Raw genomic sequence first — 25,353 nt, forward strand, 5'->3', positions numbered from 1 at the left:
ATGGCTGGATCTGTAGATGCTACAAAAGGACTGCCTTCTCATCCAGAGCGGGCAACACTGGAAGGCAAAAACAAGTTTTTAGGCTTCTGGTTTTTCCTTGGCGGAGAGACAATCATGTTTGCAACCTTTTTCGGCACCTATTTAGGGCTTCGCAATGGTGTCGGCAGTGGTCCCGCTTCAACCGATTTGTTCACACTGCCGCTCGTGTTCCTCATGACGATGCTGCTATTGACAAGTTCAATGACAAGTGTGTTTGCCATGTTTGCGATGAAGAAAAACAAATTCAAGCAAATGATGACGTGGATGATTATTACAGTCGTGCTAGGGTTGGCGTTTTTAGGGTTGGAAATTTACGAGTTCCAACACTATGTCCATGACTATGAATTTGGCTTTACGACTAGCGCGTTTTCATCGGCATTCTATACGCTAGTTGGTCTACACGGCGCCCACGTGTTGTTCGGACTCGGGTGGATCACGCTTTTGATTATCCGCAACTTCCGTGCCGGCATCACATTGACGAATGCACCGAAGTTTTACGTGGCCAGCTTGTACTGGCACTTCATTGACGTCGTCTGGGTATTTATTTTTACGGTTGTTTATTTAATGGGAGTAGGAGGGTATTAAGATGGCGGATGACCATTTGAGTAAGCCGTTTGATAAGAGCGCGATGACGGAAGCAGAAAAACGGGAAATGAAAACGGAAATCCGCAATCAAATCGTCGTGTTTGTCCTCATGTTGTTTTTAACCGTGCTGGCATTCGCGGCGGTTGGTGCCGATATTATTCCAAATAATTTCGCTGTACCGTTTATCCTTATTCTTGCTGTCGTTCAGCTACTGCTCCAACTGTTGTTCTTTATGCATATGAAGGATAAAGACCATACTTGGGCAACGGTGTTTATCATTACGGGAATCTTTGTCACAGTACCGACAATTGTTTCGCTTATGCTGCTAATCGGTATTGTGAAATACTAGTGGAAAAGCCTTGGCTCCTTAGTCAAGGCTTTTTCTATATTTCATCAAATTGCAACATCAACAAGCGCTGAAATGCCCGTATCTATTGTAGTATACTTAGTAGGCAGTAATTGGAGGAGTGATGGACATGGAAAATGGCTCAAATCAATACAAACAAAAACGGAATTATCGACCGGCGATTATTACCATCTCGATCATCTTGATTGGCGCAATCATGATTTTATCGGGAATGCCAGGCGTAGAAGACTTTGATTTGTTTGACGTCACCATTTTGCCGCTGTTGAATGCGATTTTTAATTCTTTTACCTTTCTATTTTTGCTTTGTGCATTGATTGCCATTCTGAAGCGGAAGGTAAACGTACACCGACGTTTTATTTATGCTGCCTTTCTGACAACAACGCTATTCTTGGTTACGTATGTGGCCCATCACGTCTTAGCTGAGTCGACATCTTATGGCGGCAGCGGCTTTATGGCCGTGTTTTATTATTTCATTTTGATTACACATATTGTGCTTGCCGCAGCAATAGTTCCGTTGGCACTGACAAGTGTTGCGAGAGCTTGGAACATGGAAAATGAGCGCCATAAGCGGATTGCCCGCTGGACGATGCCGCTATGGTTGTATGTCAGTTTTACTGGTGTGCTTGTTTACATCTTGATTTCACCTTATTATTAATGGTTTCCTTAACGGCTCCCTTTCAGGTATACTAGAGGTGCGGCATCAGCGAACAGAAGGGACGAGAAGGAATGGCAGTGACATCTATGTGGAAAAGGCAAGTTGCCGTCGCGCTATTGGCAGCAGCTTTACTCGGCGGATGCAGTGAACCGAAGCCGGGAGCGCTCCATGCCGTTCCAGACGAGACTGCTGAGCGTGTTTCAGCGTTTGTGACAAGCTACAAACAAGATATGGTGGCAGCGGTAAATGACCACGAATTGGCTCAATTGGAAGCAGACTATTTGCTTCCTAATACATCCTTTTTCCATGCGTTACAACGCTACGGAGAAGAGCTGCAAAAAAATGGCTCAACGAAAGAGCTTGTTTCATTTGAAGTAGAAAACGTATACGAAGATGATAAGGAAGGCGACTATTTTGCAGATGTCATTGAGCAAGTCCACATTATGACAGACGACCAAGTCGATGACATTACCAGAAACGTCCGTTATTGGGTTGTGGAGGGAGCTGACCAGTCATTGCGGCTGTATACGATTATCGACAGGACGAATGAAAGCGATTGATTCCTCGGTCTCTAAAGTTATTTTGGCAAAAAAATAAGGCGAGATCCTACTCCTGTAGCATCTCGTCCTTTTTTGTAAAGATGAAACGGCTCGCTCCTTACCACTCAGCTTTAATCGTTTTTGCGAGAAGAGCCAACTTGTTATTGCATTTGTCAATGACTGCTTGCGGGAAAGTCTCCCCTTCGTATTCGACGCCGTGAGGGTAGTAATACTTACCAAGAATCGGCGTCATGATTTGCACAATCGTGGAAGGCCGTGGAATTTCTCCTTTCACAGCATAGGCAGGGACACGCAAATAAAACGTGCCTTCGTGGTGGACGATCTTGTAGTCGAACATAACCCGTTCGTAGTCCCACTGGTCAACATGAATAAAGCCGAGCGATTTGGCTGCGTGTTGCACGATCGAAAATGCTACTTCTTTTTCTTCAAGTCCTGTATCCGGAAATTTCACAGGTTTTCCCCCTTCATTCGACAGCTGTTTCTCATTCCTAATGATAGTATGAAACGCTTTCTTATGCAACGGGAAACGCAATTTTCCTAGACTGGATGTGAGACAGAAAAAGACACCATTCCCTAAGACTAGAGAAAGGAATATCGGCAGCAGTTGCCAATTTTATAGCTAAAGGCACGGAAGGGATGTGAGAAGATGCTTAAACGCTCAGCACTCCTAATGGTTCTACTCGCCATATTGGCAGTGCTTGTTTATGAACAACAAAACCAAATGGCGCCTGCGCCGGATGCTTCAATCGGTCAAATGGCAGCTGAAAAAAGAGAAGCTGGCAATGGCGGCAAAGACATTGCCCCAACAAGCCGCTTTGACACTGAAGAAGAGTTAGATGACGTGGATGAGGAAACGGATGAGGATACAGGCGAATCAGACGCAAAAACGGAGCAAGCCTCAGCTTCGCTCGTTAATGTCTCTGCTTTAATGGGAAAGCAGGAAAAAGATGTGGTTGCCACATACGGTGACCCAGTGCGAAAAGACCCTTCTGCCTTTGGTTATGAGTCATGGGTCTATACAAATGTGGATGATGGTTATTTAGTCGTCTGCGTCGAACATGGCGAAGTGGTGTCTATAGTCGCTAGTGGCTCCGCTGCTGCAGGATTCTTAGGAAATGAGCGCGCCAGTTTTTCTGAATTAGAGAAAACCTACTCCTTTGAAGAAAACGTACCTGTCGAAACAGATGACGGCCAGTTTACGTTCCGTTTAACAGGGGAAGATTACAAGATGCGGCCGCTCGCACCAGTTGACGATTACTGGCTGCAAGTTTATATGGATATCCATACCGACGAAGTGTCAAGCATCCGTTTAATGACGGACGAGGTGCTCCTCAAACAAAAACCGTACTCATTAAGCTATACAGGTACGCTTCCAGAGAGGCCAGAACTGGCGGAAGAACAAATGAAGCGAGTGGAAGCTGCCAATGAACAGCAAATCTTTGAACGGACTAACCACATACGTGCTTATCATGGCTTGCCTTCATTTGAGTGGTCCGAAGAGGTAGCGGATGTTGCTTATTTGCACAGCAAAGACATGCACGATGAACAATATTTTGACCATGTCTCGCCAGTTAAAGGAAACTTGGCCGACCGTTTTAATGCGGGAGAAGTGCCATTTGCGATGGCAGGAGAGAACATTGCCTTGAAATACGTGGATGGCATTGCAGCAACAGAAGGTTGGTTAAACAGTGAAGGGCACCGCGTCAATTTGCTTCATGAGGAGTTTACGTTCTTAGGTGTTGGCGTGTACGAAGATTATTATACGCAAAATTTTCTAAAGCCCCAATCGTAGCGATAGCAACAAGCCAGTAGGTGCACAAATGCGCCTACTGGCTTTTTATGCGGACTAGCGGCGAGGGATGACAAAAAACGTAGCTGTTGCTTTGGCAAGCAAACGTTCTTGGTCATCAAACGCTTCCCCTTCTAAAACAATGAGCTGTTTGCCTTTATGGACGATTTTGGCTATGCATCGCATAAATGAGCCTTTTCCAGGGCGAAGGTAATGGATATTGAGCTGGGAAGTAACAGCCGTTAAATGGGGCGGGAGGCTGTTCATAGCAGCGCCGCCAAGAGTAGAATCAAGGAGGGTAGCAGTCATGCCGCCGTGGACGATTTGAAGGGGATTATGTACAAGGGGGCCTAGCGGCATCCGCATTTCAAATGTTTCATTGTCGTGTTGGCTTATTTCTGCTTTTGTTATCCCGGCCAAATAGGTAAGTTGTTCATTTTGTTGTTTGGCGAGCAGCCCGTCTGCGATTTGCTCAAGGACAGACAGCTCTTCTTCTGTTGCATGTTCGATATAGTGGTTTAATTTTTCTTTAACATCCATGTCATTCACCTTTTTTCACATATCTAGTTGGTTTACATACTCTAGTAGTGTACCAAACATTAAAGCGCTTGCGCAAAAAAAGATGAACGTTGGACTCGATGGGCGGATATACTACTATACATAATCTATTTAAGAGAGGATGGTACAGATGGAAGACAAGGCGAATCTGCATCCTTCAGTCGAGGAATTTAAAGCGTTTGTCCGGGAACATCCCAGGCTCGTAAAAGAAATAAAAGAAGGGAACAAAACACTCCAGCATACCTATGAAGAATGGACGGTCCTTGGCAGTTCACATGAACACTGGGCTCCGTATAAAAATAAAGATGCCACTTCGTCTGCTGCTAATGAAAAAGAAGAAACAGCCGACGAATCTTCTAGTACGGGTACAGAATTCATCAATCAATTGATGGGCATGGTTAAAAAAATGAATATCCAAGATTTGCAATCACACTTAAACCATTTTAGTACAATGCTTACCAATGTCCAAGGCTTGATACAAACATTCCAAAAGCCGTCAGAACCAGTGCGGCAAAGGGAAAGTGAATCGCCTTTTTCTTTTAGGAGAGATTAAGGGGGCCAGCAAATGAGAGAAGAAGTACAACGTAAAATTTTTGAACAGCCGGAATTAAAGGCATTTATCCGCTATCACCCTGAATGGTACCGGCGACTTGGGCGACAGCCTGACCAGCTTGCGGCAATGGAAAGAGAAGCAAATTATTTTTATGGAAAAACATGGCCGCAACGGGTTGAAAAAATGCAAAACAATGTCAGCATGGTCATGATGTTGATGGAAATGTTGAAAATGGGGCAAAACACAGTAGCGGAAACAGTCCAATCCGTAACGAACAATTAAATGTCCGTTGCGGATTTTTTGATGGCCTCATAAATGAATGATTCTGGGCGCAAACGTTGCTCATGGAAGCCTTGGTTGCCGAAGAGCACATTGAATTCAAGGATATAAAAACGATTTTTAGCAACGAGGACATCAAAGCCAGCGTGGTTGATGTTTAATGCAGTGGCTACTTGTTCAACGAGAGCGACCGCTTCTGGGGGAATGGCTTCAAAGGAAATCGCGCCTCCTTGGGCGATATTGTTGCGAAACCCTGACTCATTCATTCGCCAATAGCTGTTGACGACGCGATCTCCAATCACACATAAGCGCAAATCACGGTCGCTTTCAATGTATTCTTGGATGTAAAGGACTTCGTGGCTATCAGCGTAAGCGCGGAGTTGTTGTTCATTTTCAATAAAGAACACGCCTTGTCCCATCGATGAACGCACCGTTTTGGCGATAAAAGGAAAGGAAAAAGAGTCAATGATTTTTTGAACCATGGCGTTACTCGAGCCAACAATCATCGTGTTTGGGACATTGTCTGGACAAACAGCCCATAAAGCACGTGTCATTTCAATTTTGCTGTAGCCAAGCTGAATGCTTTCAATGCTTGGGAAAATCCGTTTTTTAAAGCCATAGACGAGGCTCGTTACTTGCCAATTTTCAGGGAAAAGGCATAGATCGGCGTTGGCAATTTTTTGCCGTTCCTGAAACATCGCTTCAGGCTTTATGTAATCGATGCCTGGTATGCCGATTGTCCGGAATGGGTTAAATGTAACAAGATTCAAGGTGTTTCCTCCTCAAGGAAAGTTAGGTGTTGGCAACAAAAGGGACAAGCAATTGTCGAATGAATTATAGAGAGGTTTTAGGTGGCTTGTCAACGTATAAATGATTACCCTAAAAAGAAATAATCGTGCTACAATAGAAGAGGAGGTGTGCGCCATGATTGCTACAATTGATGCGATGGACATGCTTCAAGCGTCAGATGAGCTGGCAGCAATGGTGCTGCAATCAAGCGTGTTTGCTAACTATCGCTTATCCCGTGCCCGTTTTGAAGAAAACCATGCTGCACAAGCAAAGGTAGAACGATTTAAAAAAGTAAAGCAAGCCCATGAGGAAGTGCAGCGGTTTGGCAAATATCATCCCGATTATAAGTCGGTATCCGCGGAAATTCGGATCGCAAAGCGCGAGTTGGATAAAGATGAGGTCATTTCCGCTTTTAAGCAAGCTGAAACAGAACTTGAGTCGCTTTTAAACGAACTCAGCGCCATCATCGCCCATAGCGTTTCTTCTTCTATAAAAGTACCTACAGGTAACCCGTTTTTTGACTCAATGCCTTGCAGCGGCGGCTGTGGCTCGGGAGGGAGCTGCAGCTGCGGCTAGGCAGATTTAGGTCTTGAAACGTGGATAAAATCAATGTAGGATGAGAAAAATGAGAGCAACGCAAATTGATTTGATCAAAAGGGGATTGGAAGATGATTAGCCCAAATCGGCAAGGGATTGTTGTCTGGCTTACGTCGCTTAAATATGCCCGCCAGCTAAGACGGTTTGGACATGTCCAGTACGTCTCAAAGAAAATGAAATACGTCGTTTTTTATTGCGACCAGTCAAAAGTGCCTGAGTTGGTTGACAAGCTCTCCAGCTTTCATTTTGTTACGGACGTTAAACCATCCATGCGCCCGTTTATCAATACGGAGTATGAAGGGGCGAAACCAGATAAAGCCAAAGAATACGATTACAAATTAGGCATATAGCCTGGAAGGCGGTTGATCCTTCCAGGTTTTTTCATGTCAATTCCTTAACTTAACGGCGGCAAAATTCGCTGGAAGCGGAGTGCGCCAACAAGGTATTGGTCGTATAATTCGATATCGTAAAAGGCGCTTTTTGGCTTCACTTCCAGTTTGAAAACGGTAAAGCCAAGTTCGGAAGCGAGTGCATAGAAGGCAGCTAGTCGCTTGTTTTGGCGGTTGTTTGCCTGAAACCCTTCCCTGCATATGTAAATCGGCATAAATTGGCTGTCTCCGGCTGGCTTAAAGCATACGGCCAAGGAGGAACGCCCTTCTTCTGTTTGCAACTCTAAAAAAGCATGGGCGCGCTTGGCATTGCTTTTCGCCAGTTCTAGCAGTTCAAAGAAATCAGTATAGCCATTTCCTAGTTCGATAAATCGTTGAATCATCGTGCATTTCCTCCAACTACGTTTGAGTGCAGAATAGCATGGGAGCGAGCCGTTGTCGAGCAAAAAATAGGCGCCCTTCATGAAGAAGAGCGCCTTGCCATGATTTTCACATGGCTATGGGAGAGGAGAAACCGGAGGAAGAGCTTATGGGGAAACGTAAGCCTTCTCCGCGGTTGTCGCAACACGTACTGTGCTGCTAACATCCAGTATGGTCATGGAATCGTCGCTTTATACACATCTTTTAACAGCTTTTTGAAACAAATCCCTTTTCTCTAATGGAGGGACGAATGATCCGGCTAGGCGAGCCTGGAAGTCTTATTGCTCCTGTTTGTGGCAATTTGCTATCATCAATGTTAACTAGATACAACGTAGCTGTGTAAATGAAAGGGATGCAAATGATTTAGTACTGGGCTAGCTCTTCGTCTGTAGCATGTTTCTGCCCTAAACGTGTCTGATCCGGCAAAACAGCTTGGACTGTATGCGTGTTGCAAGTAGGAGCGGTTCATATATGGTACGATAGAAGAAAAACAGATGATTAGGTGATGGAAATGAGGGTTATTGCCGGTGAAGCACGGGGCTTACAGTTAAAAGCTGTTCCTGGAAAAACAACACGGCCAACAACAGATAAAGTAAAAGAAGCGATGTTCAATATCATTGGCCCTTATTTTGATGGAGGGAAGGCGTTAGATCTTTATGCAGGTAGCGGCGCTTTAGGGATCGAGGCGCTGAGCAGGGGGATGGAATCATGCATTTTTGTTGACCAAAACAAGCATGCAGTTGCAACGATTCACGCCAATTTAAGCCATACTGGCTATACAGATAAAGCAGAAGTATATCGGAACGATAGCTTGCGCGCTTTAAAAGCAGTCGGTAAACGAGACGTCTCCTTTGAACTGATTTTGTTAGACCCCCCGTATGCCAAACAACAAATTGCGACGATTTTTGGCTTGATTGACGACTACCATGTGCTTGCACCAGCTGGCGTAACAGTTTGTGAAACAGCACTACATATACAGTTGCCAGACATAGCAGGGCCTTTAGTAAAAGAGCGGGAAGAATGCTATGGCGATACGAAACTAACGGTTTACAAGAAGGGTTGATTAGATGAAAAGAGCAATTTGTTCAGGGAGCTTTGATCCTGTCACGAATGGCCATATTGATTTATTTGAACGGGCTGGTGCTCTGTTTGACGAAATCATTATTGCCATTTTAATCAACAACAAAAAAAAGCCGCTCTTTCCATTGGCAGAACGGGAGCGGCTGTTACGGGAATCGATTGCCCATATAAAAAATGCGACCATTGACTCGTTTGATGGCCTGCTTGTCGATTATGCGAGAGAAAAGGAAGCAACGGCCATTGTACGAGGCCTCCGCTCAAATGCTGATTTTGAATATGAAAAAAATATTGCCGCCATGAACAAAGAACTGGCGCCACAGTTGGACACCCTTTTTTTGATGACAGATCCGAATTATTCTTATGTCAGTTCCAGCATTGTTAAAGAGGTGGCGAGCTACTCCCAAGATGTGTCAAAGCTCGTGCCACAGCCTGTTGCTCATGCTCTTAAGGAAGTATACCGGCGCTAGTCGGTTTCCCGTAACAAAACGCGGGCGTTGGCGAAAATAAAATACAACAACGCACATAGGGTGATTATGCCACCGTAAGCAGCGAGCCATTCCCAAATACGTTCGCCAAACAAAGCAGGGGCGTTGGCGCCAAAGCTTCCTGTTTCGTGGGCATTCGGCTTATAGAGTGGTTTAAACAGGAGTGCGGCTAGCAAAGCAGCAAACACGCCGTGCAGAAAGCGGGCGAAAAAAAATGGGCGGAAGCGAAGGTCTGACTCAGTCAAGATGCTGGCCACTTGGGCTTGCACCGAAAAGCCGCCGAACCCAAGGATGAAAGAAACAACAATAAGCTGAAACCATATAGATACGCCGTCTGTGCTGCTTATTTGTTCAGCCCCAATTGTGATTTCAAACAGACCAGCTAAAAAAGGCTTAGCTAGTTCAGGTGGAAGCGCAACAAGGGAAAAGAGCTGTTGGACTGCGAATGCTACAAGGCTAAGAACGCCTAGTAGTGACAGCATCTCGTTTAATACGGAAAACAAAATAATAAAACCGCCAATCAACAGCAGCGTTTGGATCGATGAACGAACGGCATCGCCGAGCAACTTCCCGAGCGTGCGCCCGTCTTTTAAGCGTTCTTCATGCAAAAGCAAGAAAGCGTCCTTCAGCTGTAGCCCCTTTTTGCTGCGGCTATTCTCGTCCGTTCCAGAAACCCCATAAAAACGCATGGAAAGCCCGACTAACACGTTGCCGCCATAGTGGGCAATTGCTAAAACCATTCCTAGTGCAGCGTCGTGGAAAAAACCGACTGCAATTGCCCCAAAGATAAACAAAGGATTGGACGAATTCGTAAAAGCGGCTAGTCGTTCGCCTTCTATTCGCGTGACTTTTTCCTGTTGGCGCATGCGGACAGCTAGTTTAGCCCCTGCAGGATTGCCGCTGGCTAGCCCCATTGCCCAAACAAAGCCGCCAATGCCCGGGACAGAGAAGAGCGGGCGCATAAGCGGTTCCAATAGTACGCCTATAAACGAAACGACTCCAAAGCCGATCAGTAATTCGGAAACGATAAAGAAAGGCAAAAGCGACGGAAAGACGACATGCCACCACATCTCAAGGCCGCGAGTTGACGCGTCCAGTGCCTCTTTAGGAAACAGCATGAGCGCAAATGCAAGCACAAGTGCGGCACCCGCAAGGAAACCAGTTTTTACGAGCGATGCAAAGTGGGCTTCTTTCATGAATGGGCGTCCTCCTTTTTCATAGCCGATGCCTGTCCTCTTAAATATACGCATAACGGCTTGGTTTAGACCATAAGATTGAAACACGTTAAGCGAACGAGTACAATAAGGAGGAAATGCCTATGGGCGCCAAAAAGCCAACGATTGGACTGGCCCTTGGGTCTGGCGGGGCTAGAGGCTTTGCCCACATTGGTGTGTTAAAGACGCTTACAGAAGCGGGGGTTCACATTGACTATTTAGCTGGTAGCAGCATGGGTGCATTGGTGGCGACTATGTATGGCGTAGGCCATTCGGTTGAAACGATGGAAGTTTTTGCGAAACATTTCAAACGAAAATATTACTTGGATTTTACAGTCTCAAAACAAGGGCTTATTGCTGGACAAAAGATTGAAAGCCTCATTCGTTTACTAGCTAAAAGACAAAAGCTGGAGTCGCTTTTTCCGCCAGTTCAAGTGGTAGCAACTGATCTTTTAAGTGGCCAAAAAGTGGTGATGTCAAAGGGAGACGTCGCCAAGGCGGTTCGAGCAAGCTTGTCGATTCCAGGCATTTTTGTTCCTGTGCAACGGGACGGGCAGCTTTTAGTAGATGGCGGGGTTGTAGAACGAGTGCCTGTATCTGTTGTCCGCCAAATGGGGGCGGATATTGTCATTGCTGTTGATGTTTCCTTTTTTCGAACAACCCTTACATCGCCCTCAATCTATGAAATTCTCATGCAAACGATGGATGTAATGGGCAGGGAGTTAGCACGGAAACAGGAACATGCTGGTGACATTCTGTTGCGGCCGATTTTGAAACACTCGTCTCCGCTAGATTTTTCAGAGACAGACCAGCTCATTAAACAAGGGGCAGATGCATGCAGACAACAACTCCCGGGGATTTTGAAGTTGATTGACCAATGGAGGTAGGAGATGGAAGGGACGCGACGTACGTTTGCTTGGAAGCGTTGGGTGCTATTATTTATTATTATCGTTGTTCTTGGACGGCTGGAGCTTCCTTATTATTACAGTCAACCTGGGATTGCCCAAACGTTGGAGGGGATGATCGACGTAGAGGAAGGCTATAAAGACGACACTGGTGCCTTCATGCTGACGACGATCAGAAGTGCAAGGGCGACACCGTTGCTAGCCGTTTGGTCGCTGTTTAGTCAATTCCGTTCACTTTCTCCGGCTCCTAAGAACATTTCTGATGAAGAATATGATGAGCGGCAAATTATGCTGATGAACAATTCGCAGGAGAGCGCGAAAATAGCGGCATATCGAGCGGCTGGTAAAGGCGAAGTGGAGATTGATTACAATGGTGTTTTCGTCACAGGAGTGGTCCCTGGTATGTCGGCAGACGGTGTGCTGGAAGCGGGCGATTTAATTACCGCAGTGAATGGCGAAACGATCGAAACAGTCGAAGAGCTATTTGACCACATTTCCGATTACAAGGAAGGGGAAACGGTAGAACTAACGTATGAGCGGGGTACGGCTATCCGCACAGATGAGTTTACTTTTTCGACTTTTCCTGTAGACCAAAGCGTTGAAGACGGGCAAGTAGGCATCGGTATTGTCGGACCAGTAACGAAACGGTCAGCTAGGTTTGATCCGGCTGTCGAAATTTCAGCAGGCTCCATTGGCGGGCCATCAGCGGGATTGATGTTTGCCCTTGAAATTTATAGCCAGCTTCTTGAAATTGACTTAACAAAAGGATACCAAATTGCAGGAACTGGAACGATTGACGATGATGGGAATGTTGGGCCAATTGGCGGAGCCAAGCAAAAGGTGGTTGCCGCTGATCGGGAAGGCGCCGATTATTTCCTTGCCCCTAATGAAAATGGGGCGCACCACTCCAATTATAAAGAAGCGAAAGCAGCCGCTGAAGCGATTGGCAGCGATATGGAAATTATTCCGATTGATACATTGGAAGAAGCGCTAAGCTTCCTTAAAGGGCTTCCTCCAAAAGAAAGCGCAGCATCTTAAGTATCTTAGCTGCGCTTTTCCCAATTAATGGGCTTTTGTTGGAATTCTCGTGTGATTTCCTGTTTTAGCGCCTGTGGTGGCAATGGCAGCCAATAACATTGGCTAATACGGAGCTCTTGCTCCCCTGCTTGTCCGTAGCGGCGCAGTTCCCCTTGTCTTGTAACGATGGGCAAGGAAAAGGTTTTTTTGTTTTCTCTTATGTATGTTTTGCCTGTTTCGCTCATACCGAGAAGGCGAATGTAAGCGGGGCCGCTTTGCTGGATAGCCGCATTTTCTTCTGCGGTTGTGCCCGTTAACAAATGGGCAAACAATCGTTGGAGCCTCGTTTGCGTATAACGTTTCGTTTTCGCAGCTGATAGCCAGCCTTGGAAGGAAGAGGCACTAAATAGTGAATCTCTTAAGCGGTGCTCAAGCCCTTCGCTGCATTCAGCCGTTTTTGCTAATTCAGCAAGTGGCGTCGTCAGCACCTTGTGCTGGAGAAAGGGGAAATACTGTTCCCACGTATGCAGCAACTGGTAACGGCGCTTATACGTTTGAATGAGGCGCGCTGTGTGCGCAGGTACGGCTGCGTCAATGTTTGCGCCAGACAATAACGATTTGCGGATTGCCGTTGCGCTTGCAATTGGCCCGGCAAGCTGTTCGTCATGGTAGCCGGCTTGAATACGCAATGTTGTCGTTGCTTCCATGCTGATTCCAAGGCGTTGGATCGCTTTCACGTAATGGTAACCAAGAATATTGTTCGGCTGATCTAATGGCAGCAATTTTTCGTGTCCAAGCAGCATCGAAAAGGCCTGTGCGCTTGCTTTTGGGTACGAAACCCCATCTTTTAAAAACTGTCTCACATGGTGGTCAAACGCTGCTTGGTGGTCGTTCATAAACTCGGTAAGCGCATAGAAAGGAGCAATGTCCCCTTCCTCACTGCCGAAGTTTAGTACAGAACAACGGAGTGCGGCTAAGATCGTCACTGCGCCTTCAGCGAAGCGCTCTGCCGTCTGTACGGAATAAGCATAAGGGAGTTCAACAACGAGGTCTGCTCCAGCAGCCAATGCCATTTCTGCCCGATACCAGCGTGATAAAAGCGCTGGTTCTCCCCGTTGCAAAAAAGTGCCACTCATGACAGCCACGACCACGTCTGCGCCCGTTTGCTGCTTTGCTTGTGTCAAGTGGTGCAGATGGCCATTATGAAATGGATTGTATTCTACAACTAAACCAAGTGCCCTCACGCGAATAAGCCCTCCTCTTGATTTTGCGCATGGTCGTCCCACATGCTAAAATGGGACGTACTTGGGTAAATTATAACCTATGGTAGCGTTAAGGGAAACGCCAGTAGCTGTAAAGAAAAAAGATTGACATTATGAAGCCTTGGTTTTATAATGATTCTTGTTGCCTTATGAGGTGAATAAAGTATGGAATGGAATGTTCAGCAGTTGCAACAGGCTCGCTATGAGCCCATTCATTTCGAGAAAACGATCGAAGTGGAAGACGGTCTTACTGAACATCAAGATGTACGAGCGGCGAGCCCCATTCAAATCAATGGGACAGTGTCGGCAAAGCGCAATGTATACTCGTTTTCATTTACTTTAAAAGGAGAGCTGACGCTTCCTTGTTCACGGACATTAGCTGACGTCGTTTGGCCATATGAGCTAAAGGAAGAAGCGCATTTTGTGCCCGAAGGAGAATCGCCTCCGCCGGAGCTTGAAGTAGAGGATACGTACACGTATACAGGTGAAAAGATTGATTTGCTGCCAGTTATGAAAGAGCGGATCTTTGTGAACATACCGATTCAAGTCTTTGCGGACAATCCTTCAGACGTGCAGGCGCCCCCGTCAGGAAATGGTTGGGAGCTTGTGACAGACAAGGAGAAAAAAGAGCGGATTGACCCGCGGCTCGCTGATCTAGCAAAATTTTTTGATAAAGAGTAGTACTGTATCGTCCGAATGCTTGAAGGAGGTGTTAATAATGGCAGTACCGTTTAGAAGAACTTCTAAAACAAGGAAAAATAAACGCCGTACACATTTTAAATTAGAAGTGCCAGGTATGGTGGAATGCCCAGAGTGCGGAGAGTACAAACTTTCTCACCGCGTCTGCAAAGCGTGTGGAACATACAAAGGTGAAAAAGTAGCATCTAAGTAAAGCAGAGAGCCTCCAGGCTTTCTGCTTTTTTTTGAATAATATTCTGCAAAATAGGGTAATCTGGTTTAATAGAAAACGTCTATTTAACCAGAGGAAAGCATAGATTTTAGTAAAAGAACCGATTTTTTCGTCTATCGCCATGCTATACAACAAGCCGTTTAGCTAGGTCGTTGCCATTTTGATTCGATTGCCTAGAGTCGGAGACAAGCAGCTTTGCTAAAAACCGTACTGATCCATCCCAAATAGAGGAAAATGCGTGGCGAGCGTCCATCGGCTTTCACTGGGGTATTTTAAGCCCATTAGTATAGGAAAAAAAGAGGAGGACAAACAATGACAGCTAACCGCCAAGATGCGTGGGCGCAGGAAGATGATTTGCTCCTTGCCGAAACGGTGCTTCGCCATATTCGGGAAGGCAGTACTCAGCTTGCTGCATTTGAAGAAACTGCAGAAAAATTATCACGGACAAGTGCAGCTTGCGGATTTCGTTGGAATTCAACGATTCGCAAAAAGTACGAAGCCGAGGTGGCGCTTGCCAAGAAAAAAAGGGCTGCGAAGAAAAGGGAGCAAGCAAAAACAAAGGCAAAGGTTGGAACGACTAGCGACAACGCCGTTATGCAAACAGTAGCTGAAGAAAAAGCAGCGCCTACATCCAACAACATAGAGTTAGATGATGTAATTGCGTTTTTACAAGGGCTTAAAGAGGAACAACATAGCCAAGCAGAAGCGAAACAGTTACAAGAAGAAAACGAGCGTTTGAAACAAGAGTTAGAAAAAATAAAAAAAGAAAAACAAGTGATTGCAGACGATTACCGTGCACTGCTGGAAATTATGGAGCGTGCGCGAAAATGGACGAACACAGATGGAGAAGGCAATGTCTAATGGACGATGCCGACTTGTCAACGAAAAAACAAGCCGCTATTTAAGTTCACGGCTTGTTTTTTTAGATTATTCCGCCCTTGCTTGCTCAGGCTTTGCTGTTTGTTCTTGCACACCTTGAGGAAACCATACGTATGGGCTCTCGCCCCGATCCCGTGCTTCATTGTAAGTGATAGGTTCGAAACCAAGTTTGTTCCAAAATTCCCCTGTGCTTTGGCGCGCATTCGTTTTAACTGGCAGGCCGAAACTTTTGGCAAAGTCAACGAGTGCCCTTCCGTAACCTCGACCACGGTAAGGCTCTAGCACTTCCAGTTTCCATAGTTCCAAGTAGTCTTGCGGAGGGTCAAAATAGCGGTCGAAGTTGCCGTCAATTTTGTATAAACTCATTCGCGCAACCAGTTTTTTTCCGTAATAAATGCCATAAAAAGGGGATTCGCTGTCGTTTTCAATCATACTGTTCTTTAAATCGTCTTTCATGGAAAGCTCGGCAGCGCCATATTCTCTGAAATGGCGAAACTCTTCTAATGTCTTGTAGTTGACGAGCAAGCGCTCAACTTTAATGGTCATAGTCATCCTCCTCCAGTACCTTTACTCTTCCTCTTCTATTTTACTAGAAAACAAATGAAAACGCATTAAAAACAAAAAAGTTTGCCAACGATGGCAATCTATGAACTTGGCTGTGATACAATAGGACCAACTAAAAAAAGAGGGGTCATTTTGTGAACATTGCAGTAATCGGAGCTGGGGCTGTAGGCTTATTTTTAGCAGTTAGTTTTAAGCGCCCAGGACAAGATGTTGTTTTAGTAACAAAACGGGCAGAACAAGCTGCTTTATTAGCAGTCCGCGGCATTTCGTTAACCGGGAAAATAAAAGCCGAAAAAAAAGTGCTCACACAAGTAGGCATGGGCACAAAACCGTTTGACCTGATTGTGTGCGCTGTCAAATCTTATGATGTACCAAGTACAGTAGCGATGGGCGAATCATTGGCACACGATAAAACAAGGTGGTTGTTTGTACAAAATGGCATGGGCCATTTAGAGGAGATTGCCCATCTAACGGGAAAGGTAGCAGTCGGTGTATTGGAATACGGGCTGTTTAAAGAAGGCGACGCTGTAGTTGAGGTAAGAGGGCTCGGCAGTCTGAAGATTGCCCCTTTTAAAAGAATGACAGAACAAGACATCACTGTCATTGGCGATGTAGCCGATGGGCAGGTTTTGGACATACATACATTTCCCGACTACAAACCGATCCTCGAAGAAAAACTGATTGCCAATGCGTGCATCAACCCATTAACAGCCATTACTGGTGAAAAAAACGGCGCCTTAGTGAAGCAACAGGGCTATATGGCAGCAATGAAAAGCGTATTCGATGAAGCGGTAGCTGTACTTGGACGCAATGATGAAGAAGCGCTATGGCATTATGTAGTAGCGGTTTGCAAGAAGACCGCTAATAACGAGTCTTCGATGCTTGTCGACTATCAACAGGCGCGGAAGTTAGAGCTTGATGCCATTTTAGGTTATCTTATCCGCCTTGGCGAAAAGAAACAAATTCATACGCCACGCTTATTATTATTGTATCAACTTTTGAGTAGAGGTGAGACGAGATGACGACAGTTGTGTCAGCTATTATCGCGACATTTGTAACATTCCCGCTCTTGCCTTGGCTACTAGTCTGCTTTGTTTTGCTCCGTTGGCAACCAAAGCAGAAAGCAATCCGCAATGCGAGCGATTGGACGCTGCCGTTTTTCTTGCTGGCTATTGTTTTTATCTGCTATGAGCTTTGGCCAGGACATGGGGCTTGGCTCGCGATCATTTTTATTGCCGTTATAACAGTGGCGCTGCTTTTGTTTATGCATTGGGTTCACCCGACTGGAACGCCAAAAAAGAAAACGACTGCAGCTTGGCGCAGTTTATTTCTCATCGCTGGCCTTTTGTATCTTTTTTTGCTAGGGGCGGCATTTTTAGATCGTGTCGTGTTTGCTTAAAGTGGCAAAGCAACTTATTTGGTTGCGCTTGCTGTTTTTGCTATGATGGAACACGATAAGGTCACAGGAATTGAGGGGAATTGAAAATGAGAATTGAGGCGTTGGACACAGGGCGTTTAACGGGGTTCTTAGCTGAATATGTCAACCAACCAGATCAATGCAGCGATCTGTTCTCGTATAGATGGAAAACGAATGGCTGGGAGCAAGAGCGGAGCGAAGATTTGGCGAAGCGTTCTTTTTCCCATCGGCAAGCGCTTTGTCGCTTGCTTGAAGCACGCCATGCGCCATTGAGAAAGCGAGAGGCTTGTATGGACAACATACATAAACTCAAGCAGGAAAATGCATTAGTCGTTGTGGCGGGGCAACAAGCTGGGCTTATGACTGGCCCCCTTTATACAGCTTATAAAGCAATGAGCGTCATTTTACTGGCGAAACAGTATGAGGAAACGTTAAACCAACCTGTTGTACCGCTTTTTTGGATTGCCGGAGAAGATCATGACTTAGACGAAGTTCGTTATGTCCATTATTTAAAAGGCGACACGTGGAAAAAGTTGATGTTTGGGGACGAACCGAACGGAGAAGCTGCAAGTACAAAAGTTCTTCCTAAAAAAGAGTTAGACGCATTTTTGGCAAAGCTGTTTGCCTCTTTGCCTGAAACGAGCTACACAAACACGCTGAAAGCAATTGTTAGGCAGGCTGCAGCTACAGCCAGTACCTATACAGAATTCTTCAGAATGCTGATGCATGAGCTTTTTTACCGTGAAGGCTTGCTTTTTCTAGATAGCAATGATCCAGAATTACGGGCCATTGAACGCCCTTTTTTCAAGCAGCTGATACGCAAAGTCGACGCTTTACAAGAGTGCCAAGCCGCTGGAGAAGCCCGTTTCGTAGAAAAGGGCTATCCATCTCCAATCGCGACAGAAAAGCAAAACGCCCATTTGTTTTATACGATCGATGGCAAACGGCGCCGTCTTGATTATGAAGCTGGCCGTTTTTATGTCAGGGAAGCTGGCCGGCAATTTACGAAAGATGAGCTGCTTGCGGAAGTCGACAGCCATCCACAACGCTTTAGCAATAACGTCGTCACGCGCCCGCTTATGCAAGAATGGCTGCTACCTACGCTTGCTTTTGTGGCTGGACCTGGCGAGCTTGCCTATTGGGCGACATTAAAAGACGTGTTTGCGCTGTTTGATTATAAACTGACCCCTATTATTCCGAGGTTATCGGCCACGTTCGTCCCTTGCCGAGTCGAAAAGCATTTGCGCGAACGCAAAGAAGCGGCAGAAACCTATATTTTTGGCGAAGGAGAAAAGCTCAAGGAAGCGTGGCTTGCGAGCCAACATTCTTACCCAGTCGCGCAAAGGGCACAAGCGGCCGCTGAAGCAATTGAAGCAGCCCATCTGCCTTTTAGGGAACTGGCCGGTGAAATTAGCCCGACATTGGAAAAAATGGGCGAGAAAAACCGCGCATTTATTCAAGGGCAAATTGCCTTTTTGAAAGAACGGATGGAACGGGAAATACGGGAACAGCATCAAGTAGGACTGAGCAAATACGATGAAGCGATTACGTGGCTACGTCCGAAAGATGCACCGCAAGAGCGAATCTTACATTCGTTCATTCTGTTAAATACAGCAGGGATAGACATCTTTTCCCGCTTGCTTGAGAAAAACCCACCCCATACGGGCGCCCATCTTGTTTTTTACGTGTAATCTTGTCAGCTTGTGTCAACCGAAAATGTATGTGAAATCCTGCTCAGTGAGCAGGATTTTTTTTAATTCTGTGGAAAATTACACGATAAGGTGGTGAAAAGTGGAGGGTTGTGGTAAGTTAAGGGTAGAAAGTGGGGGAGGAGGCAGGCAACAATGTTTTTAGGGGAATACCGGCATACAATTGATGAGAAAGGCCGGATGATTGTGCCTGCTAAATTTAGGGAACACCTCGGCACTCCTTTTGTGATTACCCGCGGGCTAGACAACTGCTTGTTTGTTTATCCCCAAAGCGAGTGGGACAAGTTGGAAAGCCAATTAAAAGAACTGCCTTTCACAAAGAAGGACGCCCGTGCTTTTACGCGCTTTTTCTTCTCAGGCGCAAGTGAATGCGAGCTTGATAAACAAGGGCGAATGAATGTACCCCAACCCCTTAGAGAATACGCAAAGCTAGAAAAGGAATGTGTTGTGATCGGCGTTTCTAACCGGATGGAAGTATGGAGCAAGACGCTTTGGGAAGACTATGTATCCCAGTCAGAAGATTCCTTTGCCGACATTGCCGAGAACTTAATTGATTTTGATTTATAAGATAGGATGGGACGTATGTTTTCACATATAACGGTACTAAAAGAAGAATCTGTACATGGCCTCGCGGTGAAACCAGGAGGCGTGTATGTAGATTGCACGTTAGGAGGCGGCGGCCATTCAGAGCGGATTTTAACGGCGCTAGCAGGCGAAGGCCATCTTTATGCCTTTGACCAAGATGAAGCCGCCCTTTCGTTCGCAGCAGAGAAGCTCTCTCGATTTAAGGAGAATACCACATTCATACGCAGCAATTTCCGGCACATAAAGGAAGAGCTGCGAATGAGAGGCGTTGACAAAGTAGATGGAATTCTTTTTGACTTAGGTGTTTCATCTCCACAACTTGATGAAGCAAGCCGAGGCTTTAGTTATCATCAAGATGCCCCACTTGATATGCGGATGGACCAGAGCGCGACGCTCACAGCTAGAGAAGTCGTCAATACATGGCCGTTTGCCAAGCTCCATTCGATTATCTCAAGATATGGCGAAGAAAAGTTTTCTAAACAAATTGCCCGCAAAATTGAAGCGTACAGGATGAAGCAACCAATTGAAACGACTGGTGAATTGGTGGACATCATTAAAGAAGCGATTCCTGCACCTGCTCGGCGTGCAGGGGGACACCCAGCAAAACGGACATTTCAAGCCATTCGGATAGCTGTCAACGATGAACTAGGCGCTTTTGAGGATGCGTTAACGGATGGATTTGAACTATTAAACGAAGGCGGGCGCATGGCCGTCATTACCTTTCATTCCCTTGAGGACCGTTTATGCAAGCAAATGTTTAAGGAGAAAACGAAGCTGCCAGATTTGCCTAAAGGGCTGCCTATTATTCCTGCCGATCAAAAGGCACCATTTGCCCTCATAACCAAAAAGCCGATTGTAGCTAGTGACGAAGAAGTAAAAGCGAATAACCGTGCACGCTCTGCAAAACTGCGCATTATTGAAAAAGAAAAACAGAGAGATTAAGGAGGCGTTTAAATGGGAGCACAACGACACTATCAACCACATCCTCAGCGGCACAAAGAAGGATTGCGAAAAGAAAAGCAAATTGTCCGCTACCGGGCACGCATCACTCTTGGCGAAAAAATCATAGCGAGCTTTTTGGCAATGGTACTTTTTCTCATGCTCGCTTTCATTGTACATAATTATGCGACACTCTATGGTTTGAATGTATCGATCCAACAGGAGAAATCAGTCATTAGCGAGCAAGAATTAACCAATGCAGGCTACCAAATGCAGCTTGATGAACTAAGCTCACCTGAAAATGTACTTGACCGTGCACAAAGAATGGGAATGGAATCTTCTGGAGAAAAAGAGTAACGGTTTTCAAGACGAGTTCAAGCGAGCTCGTTTTTCTTACTTAGGAAAGGAGTGGTGGAAAGTGGAAATAAAACGGGCGGTGACAAATAAACGTGCCGTCACCCTTTTGTTTGTGTTTCTTGGTTTGTTCACTATTTTGCTTGGCCGCATGGCGTACATTCAAATTACCAAAGAAGTGAAAGGCCATGATTTGGTCGCTATGGCAGAGGCGAAGTATAACCGCTCTCAAGTGCTTGAAAGCGAACGAGGGGCCATTTTAGACCGGCACGGCAGCGTACTTGCCGAAGATGTGCCAGCTTATAATGTCATCGCTGTTTTATCCGATTCACAAGGCCCAACCCAATATGTGAAAGATCCACAGGAGACAGCGCAAAAACTAGCGCCTTTGATCGGAATGGAAGAAGGCGAGTTGGAAGCGCGTTTGACGGATGGGAAAGAAAACGGTCGTTTCCAAATTGAATTAGGGGCGGGTGCTAGGAACCTTACATATGAGCAAAAAAATGAAATTGAAGAGCTGAATTTGCCTGGTATCCTGATCCAAGAAACGAAGAGGCGCTATTACCCGAAACAAACGTTTGCTTCTCATGTGATTGGTCACCATAATAGCGAAGACAGCGCCTATAATATGGGCTTGGAAGCAAGCATGAATGACTTCTTGCATGCCGAAGACGGTCATATCGAATATGCAAGCCTTGGCAAAGGACTCTCGTTAGGAGCGGGGTCAGACCGAGTAACATTGCCTAAAAATGGAGCAGATATTTATACAACGTTAGACACGTCGATTCAGGCTGCAATGGAGCAGGCAATGTCGCAAGTCGAGGCAGAATACGAGCCTGAAAAAATGACTGCGATTGCTGCTGATCCCCGGACAGGGGAAATTTTGGCGATGTCAAATCGGCCGAGCTTTAATCCGAATGATTACCGTAATATTGAAAATTACTTAAACTTGGCTGTTCAGGACGTAGTTGAACCAGGATCAACGATGAAAATGTTTACGATCGCCGCAGCGATAGAGGAAGGGGAGTTTGAGGACGACAGTAAATACCAGTCAGGGCGGTACGAAGTTGACGCCAATTCTCCCCCTATTAATGACGTAAACCGTTCTGGATGGGGAGAAATCTCCTATGCTGAAGGGTTCCAGCGTTCTTCCAATGTGTTAATGGCGAAGCTTGTCCTCGAACGGCTAGGGATGGAACGGTTTTACTCGTATTTGAAGCAGTTTGGCTTTACTGAACAAACAGGCATTGACTTAGCGAATGAAGCCTCAAGCAATGTCGTTGAAGGAAGGCGTGCCGATGCCGCCCGCACCGCTTTTGGACAAAACTCAACGGTGACAGCGATCCAAATGATCCAAGCGGCAACAGCGATCGCAGGCGACGGGAAAATGAAAAAACCTTATATCATTAAAGAAGTAGTTGATGAAAACGGCGATAAGATCCGGGAAACAGAGCCAGAAGTGGCTGGGGAGCCGATCTCCGAGGAGACAGCCAAACATGTGAGAGAGCTATTGCGTGGAGCCGTAGCCGAGGATCACGGCACAGGCAAGGCATACAACATTCAAGGACTTGAGGTCGCAGGCAAAACAGGCACAGCGCAAATTGCTGAAGACGGAAAATATTTATCAGGCCATGGCCAATACCTTTACTCTTTTCTCGGTATGGCCCCTGCTGATAATCCAAAAGTAATCCTTTATGTCTCTGTCACAAAGCCGAAATTAGATGACAACGAATCGGGCAATGCCCCTGTCTCGATGATATTTAACGCTGTTATGCAGAGCAGCATGACGTATATGGACTTGGAGCCAAATGAAGAGGAATTGCTGCAAGAAGCAGAGGAGCAAGGTTTTGAAATGCCTCAACTGGCCGGTGAACGGGTAGACAAAGCAGCCGAAACCATTCCTGGTGAAGTGGTTGTCCTTGGTGAAGGAGAACATATTACGGACCAACAGCCAGCGCCAGGAACGAAGGTTCTTCCAGGCGATCGGATCGTCTTGCTTACAGATGGCGAGGTCAAGATGCCAGACATGGCAGGCTGGTCATCGCGTGACGCCATGAAAGTGGCAGCTTTGCTTGACTTAACGCCAGAATTTAAGGGCAATGGCTATCTGCAGTCCCAGAGCATAGCCCCTGGTGAGCCTGTAGAGGAACAAAACCTTCTCAATGCTGAGTTTGCCTCGAACAACGAACGAGATGAGCAAGAGGGCCATGATCAAGGGGGAGCCGGCGCAAATGCGGAGCGAACAGACGAAGAACTCGAACAAGCTTTCGAGGATGTAGAGGAACCAGTGTCTGAAGGAGATGAGGAGGCAACGACAGAGGAGGAAGAGAGCGATGGCGATCAGCCTGAGTAACGTTCTCGCCTTTGTCTACAGTCTGAGGAGCTTGCCAAACGGCAAGCTCCTCTTTGTTCTATCAGGTGGTGAACAAGCATAGGCTAGACCATAAACCCGTCCAGTGCAGAAAGTGAGGGATAGCCGTGCGCGTATCAAATGTGACTGTCAGAAAGCGGCTGCTACTCGCCTTTTTTATCGGTTTAGCTGTGTTTGCGATCATTGCTGTCCGCTTAGGCTATGTCCAGTTCGGACAAGGCGTCTGGCTGACTGAACAGGCAGAAGATTCGTGGGGGAGAAACATTCCGTTTGAACCAAAACGAGGCGATATTACCGATCGAAACGGCGTAGAGTTAGCCACCAATATTAGCGCCCCGTCTGTCATTGTTTTTCCACGGCAAGTGACAGACCCGGTGGACGCAGCTGAAAAATTGGCTGCTGTTTTAGAGATGGACCAACAAAAAGCGTATGAATCGTTGACGAAGTCTGCTTCGAGCGTTTGGCTGCGTCCAGAGGGGCAAAAATTATCGCAGGAAAAAGCGCAAGAAGTACGGAGCCTCAATCTGCCTGGTGTTTACATTGCCGAAGACTCAAAACGCCATTACCCATTTGGCAGCTACCTCTCTCATGTCCTTGGATTTGCCGGCATTGACAACCAAGGTCTAACAGGGCTTGAGCATTATTATGACGAGAAGCTCAAAGGCGAAAAAGGCTATGTCTCCTTTTTTTCGACCGCTAAAGGAACGAAAATGCCCAACTTGGCTGACGAATATGAGTCTCCCATTAATGGGCTTGATTTAACGTTAACAATTGACAGCCGCATACAAACAATTATGGAACGGGAGTTGGACCAGGCCGAAGCAATGTATGAGCCAGACGGAGCGATGGCAATCGCTATGGACCCTAATACAGGAGAAGTGTTGGCGATGAGCAGTCGCCCAGACTTTAACCCGGAACATTATCGAGAAGTGCCGGCAGAAGTGTATAACCAAAACAAACCAGTCTGGATGCAGTATGAACCAGGCTCCACTTTTAAACTTATTACGCTTGCCGCTGCGTTGGAAGAAGGTGTCGTCGACTTAGAAAACGATACATTTAACGATCCTGGTTACATCAATGTCGCGGGGACAAAGCTTCATTGCTGGAAAAAAGGCGGGCATGGGCACCAAACATTTTTAGAAGTCGTGCAGAACTCTTGCAACCCTGGGTTTGTCGAACTTGGCCAGCGCCTCGGAAAGGATCGTCTGTTCGATTACATTGAGGAATTTGGGTTTGGCCAAAAAACAGGCATTGATTTACAAGGAGAAGGAACAGGAATTTTGTTTAACCGCGACCGTGTCGGTCCTCTTGAGCAGGCAACAACCGCATTTGGTCAAGGTGTGGCCGTAACGCCGCTCCAACAAGTAGTCGCTGTTTCGGCAGCCGTAAATGGTGGGTATTTGTATGAGCCTTATTTAGCGAAAGAGTGGACGGATGGAGAAACAGGGGAGGTCGTTGAGTCGATTTCGCCTGTGATGAAACGGCAAGTGATTTCCGAAGAAACATCAGAGCAAGTCCGCTATGCGATGGAAAATGTTGTCGCCAAAGGCTCTGGTAAAAATGCGTTTATTGACGGCTATCGTGTTGGCGGCAAAACAGGAACGGCGCAAAAAGCAAAAAACGGCAAGTACTTGGAAAACAACTACATTTTATCGTTTATTGGCGTCGCACCAATGGATGATCCGCAAATTGTCGTCTATGTCGCAATCGATAACCCTAAAAATACGATCCAATATGGCGGGGTAGTGGCGGCACCAATCGCAGGCGCGATTATCGGTGACAGCCTTGAAGCGATGGGAGTGGAAAAAAGGGATAACCAAATTGAAAAAGAATTGACGTGGGCGGATGAACCATTGGTGGAAGTTCCAGATTTAATCGGCTTGTCAAAACGGGATATTTATGAGTCCCATTATGATCTTCGCCTTGATGCCTCGGGTGAAGGCAACACTGTATTGCGCCAGTCTCCTCAACCGGGGACACGTGTTGCAAAAGATTCAACAATCCGTGTGTATATGGGTGACAAAATGAGCGGGAACGACTAAAATGGATACGTATGTTTTTATTCTGCTCATTCATCGTTTT

The 25,353-nt window shown here is 46.2% G+C and carries 31 protein-coding genes; 24 read left to right on the forward strand and 7 right to left on the reverse strand.

The window, feature by feature from the left end:
• The 4 genes from BC8716_RS16070 to BC8716_RS16085 all read left to right on the forward strand — a co-directional run bounded on the left by BC8716_RS16070 (position 1) and on the right by BC8716_RS16085 (position 2,206).
• On the forward strand, positions 1–624 hold the full coding sequence (locus BC8716_RS16070) for a cytochrome (ubi)quinol oxidase subunit III (RefSeq protein ID WP_094427313.1): 624 nt from the start codon (positions 1–3) through the stop codon (positions 622–624).
• 1 nt (position 625) lies between these two features.
• The gene (locus BC8716_RS16075) at positions 626–973 is read left to right on the forward strand and encodes a cytochrome C oxidase subunit IV family protein (RefSeq protein WP_062749139.1); all 348 of its coding nucleotides are present in this window, start codon (positions 626–628) and stop codon (positions 971–973) included.
• 121 nt (positions 974–1,094) lie between these two features.
• Complete coding sequence (locus BC8716_RS16080) at positions 1,095–1,646, forward strand: DUF420 domain-containing protein (RefSeq protein WP_094427315.1); 552 nt, start codon at positions 1,095–1,097, stop codon at positions 1,644–1,646.
• A 71-nt stretch (positions 1,647–1,717) separates the two neighbouring features.
• Positions 1,718–2,206: a TcaA NTF2-like domain-containing protein gene (locus BC8716_RS16085; RefSeq protein WP_094427317.1), complete on the forward strand. Its 489-nt coding sequence runs from the start codon at positions 1,718–1,720 to the stop codon at positions 2,204–2,206.
• 97 nt (positions 2,207–2,303) lie between these two features.
• Here BC8716_RS16085 and BC8716_RS16090 read toward each other — a convergent pair whose 3' ends face one another.
• Positions 2,304–2,657: a YugN family protein gene (locus BC8716_RS16090; RefSeq protein WP_094427319.1), complete on the reverse strand. Its 354-nt coding sequence runs from the start codon at positions 2,655–2,657 to the stop codon at positions 2,304–2,306.
• A gap of 195 nt (positions 2,658–2,852) precedes the next feature.
• Between BC8716_RS16090 and BC8716_RS16095 the strand changes: the two genes are divergently transcribed.
• Positions 2,853–3,998 (forward strand): CAP domain-containing protein, encoded by a 1,146-nt coding sequence (locus BC8716_RS16095; protein ID WP_094427321.1) that lies wholly within the window; start codon positions 2,853–2,855, stop codon positions 3,996–3,998.
• A gap of 54 nt (positions 3,999–4,052) precedes the next feature.
• Here the strand turns inward: BC8716_RS16095 and BC8716_RS16100 are convergent, their stop codons facing one another.
• Positions 4,053–4,535 (reverse strand): PaaI family thioesterase, encoded by a 483-nt coding sequence (locus tag BC8716_RS16100; RefSeq protein ID WP_094427323.1) that lies wholly within the window; start codon positions 4,533–4,535, stop codon positions 4,053–4,055.
• Positions 4,536–4,683: 148 nt separating this feature from the next.
• Here BC8716_RS16100 and BC8716_RS16105 point away from each other — a divergent pair, with 148 nt between their 5' ends.
• Positions 4,684–5,106, forward strand: coding sequence for a YlbD family protein (locus BC8716_RS16105; protein WP_094427325.1), 423 nt, complete (start codon positions 4,684–4,686; stop codon positions 5,104–5,106).
• A 12-nt stretch (positions 5,107–5,118) separates the two neighbouring features.
• Positions 5,119–5,388 carry a YlbE-like family protein gene (locus BC8716_RS16110; protein ID WP_011247226.1) on the forward strand — a complete coding sequence of 90 codons (270 nt, stop codon included), beginning with the start codon at positions 5,119–5,121 and terminating at the stop codon, positions 5,386–5,388.
• Here BC8716_RS16110 and BC8716_RS16115 read toward each other — a convergent pair.
• Positions 5,385–6,155 (reverse strand): ATP-grasp domain-containing protein, encoded by a 771-nt coding sequence (locus BC8716_RS16115; RefSeq protein WP_094427327.1) that lies wholly within the window; start codon positions 6,153–6,155, stop codon positions 5,385–5,387. The genes BC8716_RS16110 and BC8716_RS16115 overlap by 4 nt on opposite strands.
• Before the next feature lie 154 nt (positions 6,156–6,309).
• On the opposite strand from BC8716_RS16115, the gene BC8716_RS16120 reads away from it, so the two are divergent.
• Both BC8716_RS16120 and BC8716_RS16125 read left to right on the forward strand, forming a co-directional pair.
• Positions 6,310–6,750 (forward strand): YlbF/YmcA family competence regulator, encoded by a 441-nt coding sequence (locus BC8716_RS16120; protein ID WP_094427329.1) that lies wholly within the window; start codon positions 6,310–6,312, stop codon positions 6,748–6,750.
• Between the two features lie 92 nt (positions 6,751–6,842).
• Positions 6,843–7,121: a YlbG family protein gene (locus tag BC8716_RS16125; protein ID WP_011247223.1), complete on the forward strand. Its 279-nt coding sequence runs from the start codon at positions 6,843–6,845 to the stop codon at positions 7,119–7,121.
• Positions 7,122–7,165: 44 nt separating this feature from the next.
• Here BC8716_RS16125 and BC8716_RS16130 read toward each other — a convergent pair whose 3' ends face one another.
• Positions 7,166–7,543 (reverse strand): DUF7147 family protein, encoded by a 378-nt coding sequence (locus BC8716_RS16130; RefSeq protein WP_094427331.1) that lies wholly within the window; start codon positions 7,541–7,543, stop codon positions 7,166–7,168.
• Positions 7,544–8,091: 548 nt separating this feature from the next.
• Between BC8716_RS16130 and rsmD the strand changes: the two genes are divergently transcribed.
• Together rsmD and coaD are read left to right on the forward strand one after the other, a co-directional pair.
• Positions 8,092–8,643 carry a 16S rRNA (guanine(966)-N(2))-methyltransferase RsmD gene (gene rsmD, locus BC8716_RS16135; RefSeq protein WP_094427333.1) on the forward strand — a complete coding sequence of 184 codons (552 nt, stop codon included), beginning with the start codon at positions 8,092–8,094 and terminating at the stop codon, positions 8,641–8,643.
• A 4-nt stretch (positions 8,644–8,647) separates the two neighbouring features.
• The gene (gene coaD, locus BC8716_RS16140) at positions 8,648–9,127 is read left to right on the forward strand and encodes a pantetheine-phosphate adenylyltransferase (RefSeq protein WP_094427335.1); all 480 of its coding nucleotides are present in this window, start codon (positions 8,648–8,650) and stop codon (positions 9,125–9,127) included.
• Here the strand turns inward: coaD and ylbJ are convergent.
• Positions 9,124–10,341 carry a sporulation integral membrane protein YlbJ gene (ylbJ, locus tag BC8716_RS16145; protein WP_094427337.1) on the reverse strand — a complete coding sequence of 406 codons (1,218 nt, stop codon included), beginning with the start codon at positions 10,339–10,341 and terminating at the stop codon, positions 9,124–9,126. The genes coaD and ylbJ overlap by 4 nt on opposite strands.
• 122 nt (positions 10,342–10,463) lie before the next feature.
• On the opposite strand from ylbJ, the gene BC8716_RS16150 reads away from it, so the two are divergent.
• Together BC8716_RS16150 and BC8716_RS16155 are read left to right on the forward strand one after the other, a co-directional pair.
• Positions 10,464–11,246 (forward strand): patatin-like phospholipase family protein, encoded by a 783-nt coding sequence (locus BC8716_RS16150; protein WP_312009183.1) that lies wholly within the window; start codon positions 10,464–10,466, stop codon positions 11,244–11,246.
• A gap of 3 nt (positions 11,247–11,249) precedes the next feature.
• On the forward strand, positions 11,250–12,302 hold the full coding sequence (locus tag BC8716_RS16155) for a SepM family pheromone-processing serine protease (RefSeq protein ID WP_094427341.1): 1,053 nt from the start codon (positions 11,250–11,252) through the stop codon (positions 12,300–12,302).
• A gap of 5 nt (positions 12,303–12,307) precedes the next feature.
• On the opposite strand, the gene BC8716_RS16160 is transcribed toward BC8716_RS16155, so the two are convergent.
• Positions 12,308–13,525 carry a nucleotidyltransferase gene (locus BC8716_RS16160; protein WP_094427343.1) on the reverse strand — a complete coding sequence of 406 codons (1,218 nt, stop codon included), beginning with the start codon at positions 13,523–13,525 and terminating at the stop codon, positions 12,308–12,310.
• Between the two features lie 183 nt (positions 13,526–13,708).
• Between BC8716_RS16160 and BC8716_RS16165 the strand changes: the two genes are divergently transcribed.
• The 3 genes from BC8716_RS16165 (at position 13,709) to BC8716_RS16175 (ending at position 15,314) form a co-directional block, all read left to right on the forward strand.
• A complete protein-coding gene (locus BC8716_RS16165) occupies positions 13,709–14,224 on the forward strand; it encodes a YceD family protein (RefSeq protein WP_094427345.1) in 516 nt (171 codons plus the stop codon).
• Positions 14,225–14,261: 37 nt separating this feature from the next.
• Entirely contained in the window at positions 14,262–14,435 is a 174-nt protein-coding gene (gene rpmF / locus BC8716_RS16170; protein ID WP_011247214.1) for a 50S ribosomal protein L32, read from the forward strand.
• A gap of 330 nt (positions 14,436–14,765) precedes the next feature.
• Positions 14,766–15,314 (forward strand): RsfA family transcriptional regulator, encoded by a 549-nt coding sequence (locus tag BC8716_RS16175; protein WP_094427347.1) that lies wholly within the window; start codon positions 14,766–14,768, stop codon positions 15,312–15,314.
• Between the two features lie 66 nt (positions 15,315–15,380).
• Here BC8716_RS16175 and BC8716_RS16180 read toward each other — a convergent pair whose 3' ends face one another.
• On the reverse strand, positions 15,381–15,878 hold the full coding sequence (locus BC8716_RS16180; RefSeq protein WP_094427349.1) for an N-acetyltransferase: 498 nt from the start codon (positions 15,876–15,878) through the stop codon (positions 15,381–15,383).
• A 152-nt stretch (positions 15,879–16,030) separates the two neighbouring features.
• Between BC8716_RS16180 and BC8716_RS16185 the strand changes: the two genes are divergently transcribed.
• The 8 genes from BC8716_RS16185 (at position 16,031) to BC8716_RS16220 (ending at position 25,313) form a co-directional block, all read left to right on the forward strand.
• A complete protein-coding gene (locus tag BC8716_RS16185) occupies positions 16,031–16,918 on the forward strand; it encodes a 2-dehydropantoate 2-reductase (RefSeq protein WP_094427351.1) in 888 nt (295 codons plus the stop codon).
• The gene (locus BC8716_RS16190; RefSeq protein WP_094427354.1) at positions 16,915–17,295 is read left to right on the forward strand and encodes a DUF3397 domain-containing protein; all 381 of its coding nucleotides are present in this window, start codon (positions 16,915–16,917) and stop codon (positions 17,293–17,295) included. Before BC8716_RS16185 ends, BC8716_RS16190 begins: the two co-directional genes overlap by 4 nt.
• Before the next feature lie 86 nt (positions 17,296–17,381).
• Entirely contained in the window at positions 17,382–19,004 is a 1,623-nt protein-coding gene (bshC, locus tag BC8716_RS16195; RefSeq protein ID WP_094427356.1) for a bacillithiol biosynthesis cysteine-adding enzyme BshC, read from the forward strand.
• Positions 19,005–19,157: 153 nt separating this feature from the next.
• Entirely contained in the window at positions 19,158–19,589 is a 432-nt protein-coding gene (gene mraZ, locus BC8716_RS16200; RefSeq protein ID WP_011247208.1) for a division/cell wall cluster transcriptional repressor MraZ, read from the forward strand.
• A gap of 15 nt (positions 19,590–19,604) precedes the next feature.
• Entirely contained in the window at positions 19,605–20,549 is a 945-nt protein-coding gene (gene rsmH / locus BC8716_RS16205; RefSeq protein WP_094427358.1) for a 16S rRNA (cytosine(1402)-N(4))-methyltransferase RsmH, read from the forward strand.
• A 12-nt stretch (positions 20,550–20,561) separates the two neighbouring features.
• Positions 20,562–20,903, forward strand: coding sequence for a hypothetical protein (locus tag BC8716_RS16210; RefSeq protein ID WP_073304244.1), 342 nt, complete (start codon positions 20,562–20,564; stop codon positions 20,901–20,903).
• Positions 20,904–20,964: 61 nt separating this feature from the next.
• Positions 20,965–23,253, forward strand: a complete 2,289-nt coding sequence (locus tag BC8716_RS16215; RefSeq protein ID WP_169715958.1) for a penicillin-binding protein — start codon at positions 20,965–20,967, stop codon at positions 23,251–23,253.
• Between the two features lie 125 nt (positions 23,254–23,378).
• A complete protein-coding gene (locus BC8716_RS16220; protein ID WP_094427362.1) occupies positions 23,379–25,313 on the forward strand; it encodes a stage V sporulation protein D in 1,935 nt (644 codons plus the stop codon).
• Positions 25,314–25,353 lie beyond the last annotated feature (40 nt).

This window comes from Shouchella clausii (genome assembly GCF_002250115.1).
GTDB lineage: Bacteria > Bacillota > Bacilli > Bacillales > Bacillaceae_D > Shouchella > Shouchella clausii.

Coding starts and splice junctions, on each gene's coding strand:
- BC8716_RS16070 (WP_094427313.1), top strand. CDS start 1: ATGGCTGGATCTGTAGATGCTACAAAAGGACTGCCTTCTCATCCAGAG.
- BC8716_RS16075 (WP_062749139.1), top strand. CDS start 626: ATGGCGGATGACCATTTGAGTAAGCCGTTTGATAAGAGCGCGATGACG.
- BC8716_RS16080 (WP_094427315.1), top strand. CDS start 1,095: ATGGACATGGAAAATGGCTCAAATCAATACAAACAAAAACGGAATTAT.
- BC8716_RS16085 (WP_094427317.1), top strand. CDS start 1,718: ATGGCAGTGACATCTATGTGGAAAAGGCAAGTTGCCGTCGCGCTATTG.
- BC8716_RS16095 (WP_094427321.1), top strand. CDS start 2,853: ATGCTTAAACGCTCAGCACTCCTAATGGTTCTACTCGCCATATTGGCA.
- BC8716_RS16100 (WP_094427323.1), bottom strand. CDS start 4,535: ATGGATGTTAAAGAAAAATTAAACCACTATATCGAACATGCAACAGAA.
- BC8716_RS16105 (WP_094427325.1), top strand. CDS start 4,684: ATGGAAGACAAGGCGAATCTGCATCCTTCAGTCGAGGAATTTAAAGCG.
- BC8716_RS16110 (WP_011247226.1), top strand. CDS start 5,119: ATGAGAGAAGAAGTACAACGTAAAATTTTTGAACAGCCGGAATTAAAG.
- BC8716_RS16120 (WP_094427329.1), top strand. CDS start 6,310: ATGATTGCTACAATTGATGCGATGGACATGCTTCAAGCGTCAGATGAG.
- BC8716_RS16125 (WP_011247223.1), top strand. CDS start 6,843: ATGATTAGCCCAAATCGGCAAGGGATTGTTGTCTGGCTTACGTCGCTT.
- BC8716_RS16130 (WP_094427331.1), bottom strand. CDS start 7,543: ATGATTCAACGATTTATCGAACTAGGAAATGGCTATACTGATTTCTTT.
- rsmD (WP_094427333.1), top strand. CDS start 8,092: ATGAGGGTTATTGCCGGTGAAGCACGGGGCTTACAGTTAAAAGCTGTT.
- coaD (WP_094427335.1), top strand. CDS start 8,648: ATGAAAAGAGCAATTTGTTCAGGGAGCTTTGATCCTGTCACGAATGGC.
- ylbJ (WP_094427337.1), bottom strand. CDS start 10,341: ATGAAAGAAGCCCACTTTGCATCGCTCGTAAAAACTGGTTTCCTTGCG.
- BC8716_RS16150 (WP_312009183.1), top strand. CDS start 10,464: ATGGGCGCCAAAAAGCCAACGATTGGACTGGCCCTTGGGTCTGGCGGG.
- BC8716_RS16155 (WP_094427341.1), top strand. CDS start 11,250: ATGGAAGGGACGCGACGTACGTTTGCTTGGAAGCGTTGGGTGCTATTA.
- BC8716_RS16165 (WP_094427345.1), top strand. CDS start 13,709: ATGGAATGGAATGTTCAGCAGTTGCAACAGGCTCGCTATGAGCCCATT.
- rpmF (WP_011247214.1), top strand. CDS start 14,262: ATGGCAGTACCGTTTAGAAGAACTTCTAAAACAAGGAAAAATAAACGC.
- BC8716_RS16175 (WP_094427347.1), top strand. CDS start 14,766: ATGACAGCTAACCGCCAAGATGCGTGGGCGCAGGAAGATGATTTGCTC.
- BC8716_RS16180 (WP_094427349.1), bottom strand. CDS start 15,878: ATGACCATTAAAGTTGAGCGCTTGCTCGTCAACTACAAGACATTAGAA.
- BC8716_RS16190 (WP_094427354.1), top strand. CDS start 16,915: ATGACGACAGTTGTGTCAGCTATTATCGCGACATTTGTAACATTCCCG.
- bshC (WP_094427356.1), top strand. CDS start 17,382: ATGAGAATTGAGGCGTTGGACACAGGGCGTTTAACGGGGTTCTTAGCT.
- mraZ (WP_011247208.1), top strand. CDS start 19,158: ATGTTTTTAGGGGAATACCGGCATACAATTGATGAGAAAGGCCGGATG.
- rsmH (WP_094427358.1), top strand. CDS start 19,605: ATGTTTTCACATATAACGGTACTAAAAGAAGAATCTGTACATGGCCTC.
- BC8716_RS16210 (WP_073304244.1), top strand. CDS start 20,562: ATGGGAGCACAACGACACTATCAACCACATCCTCAGCGGCACAAAGAA.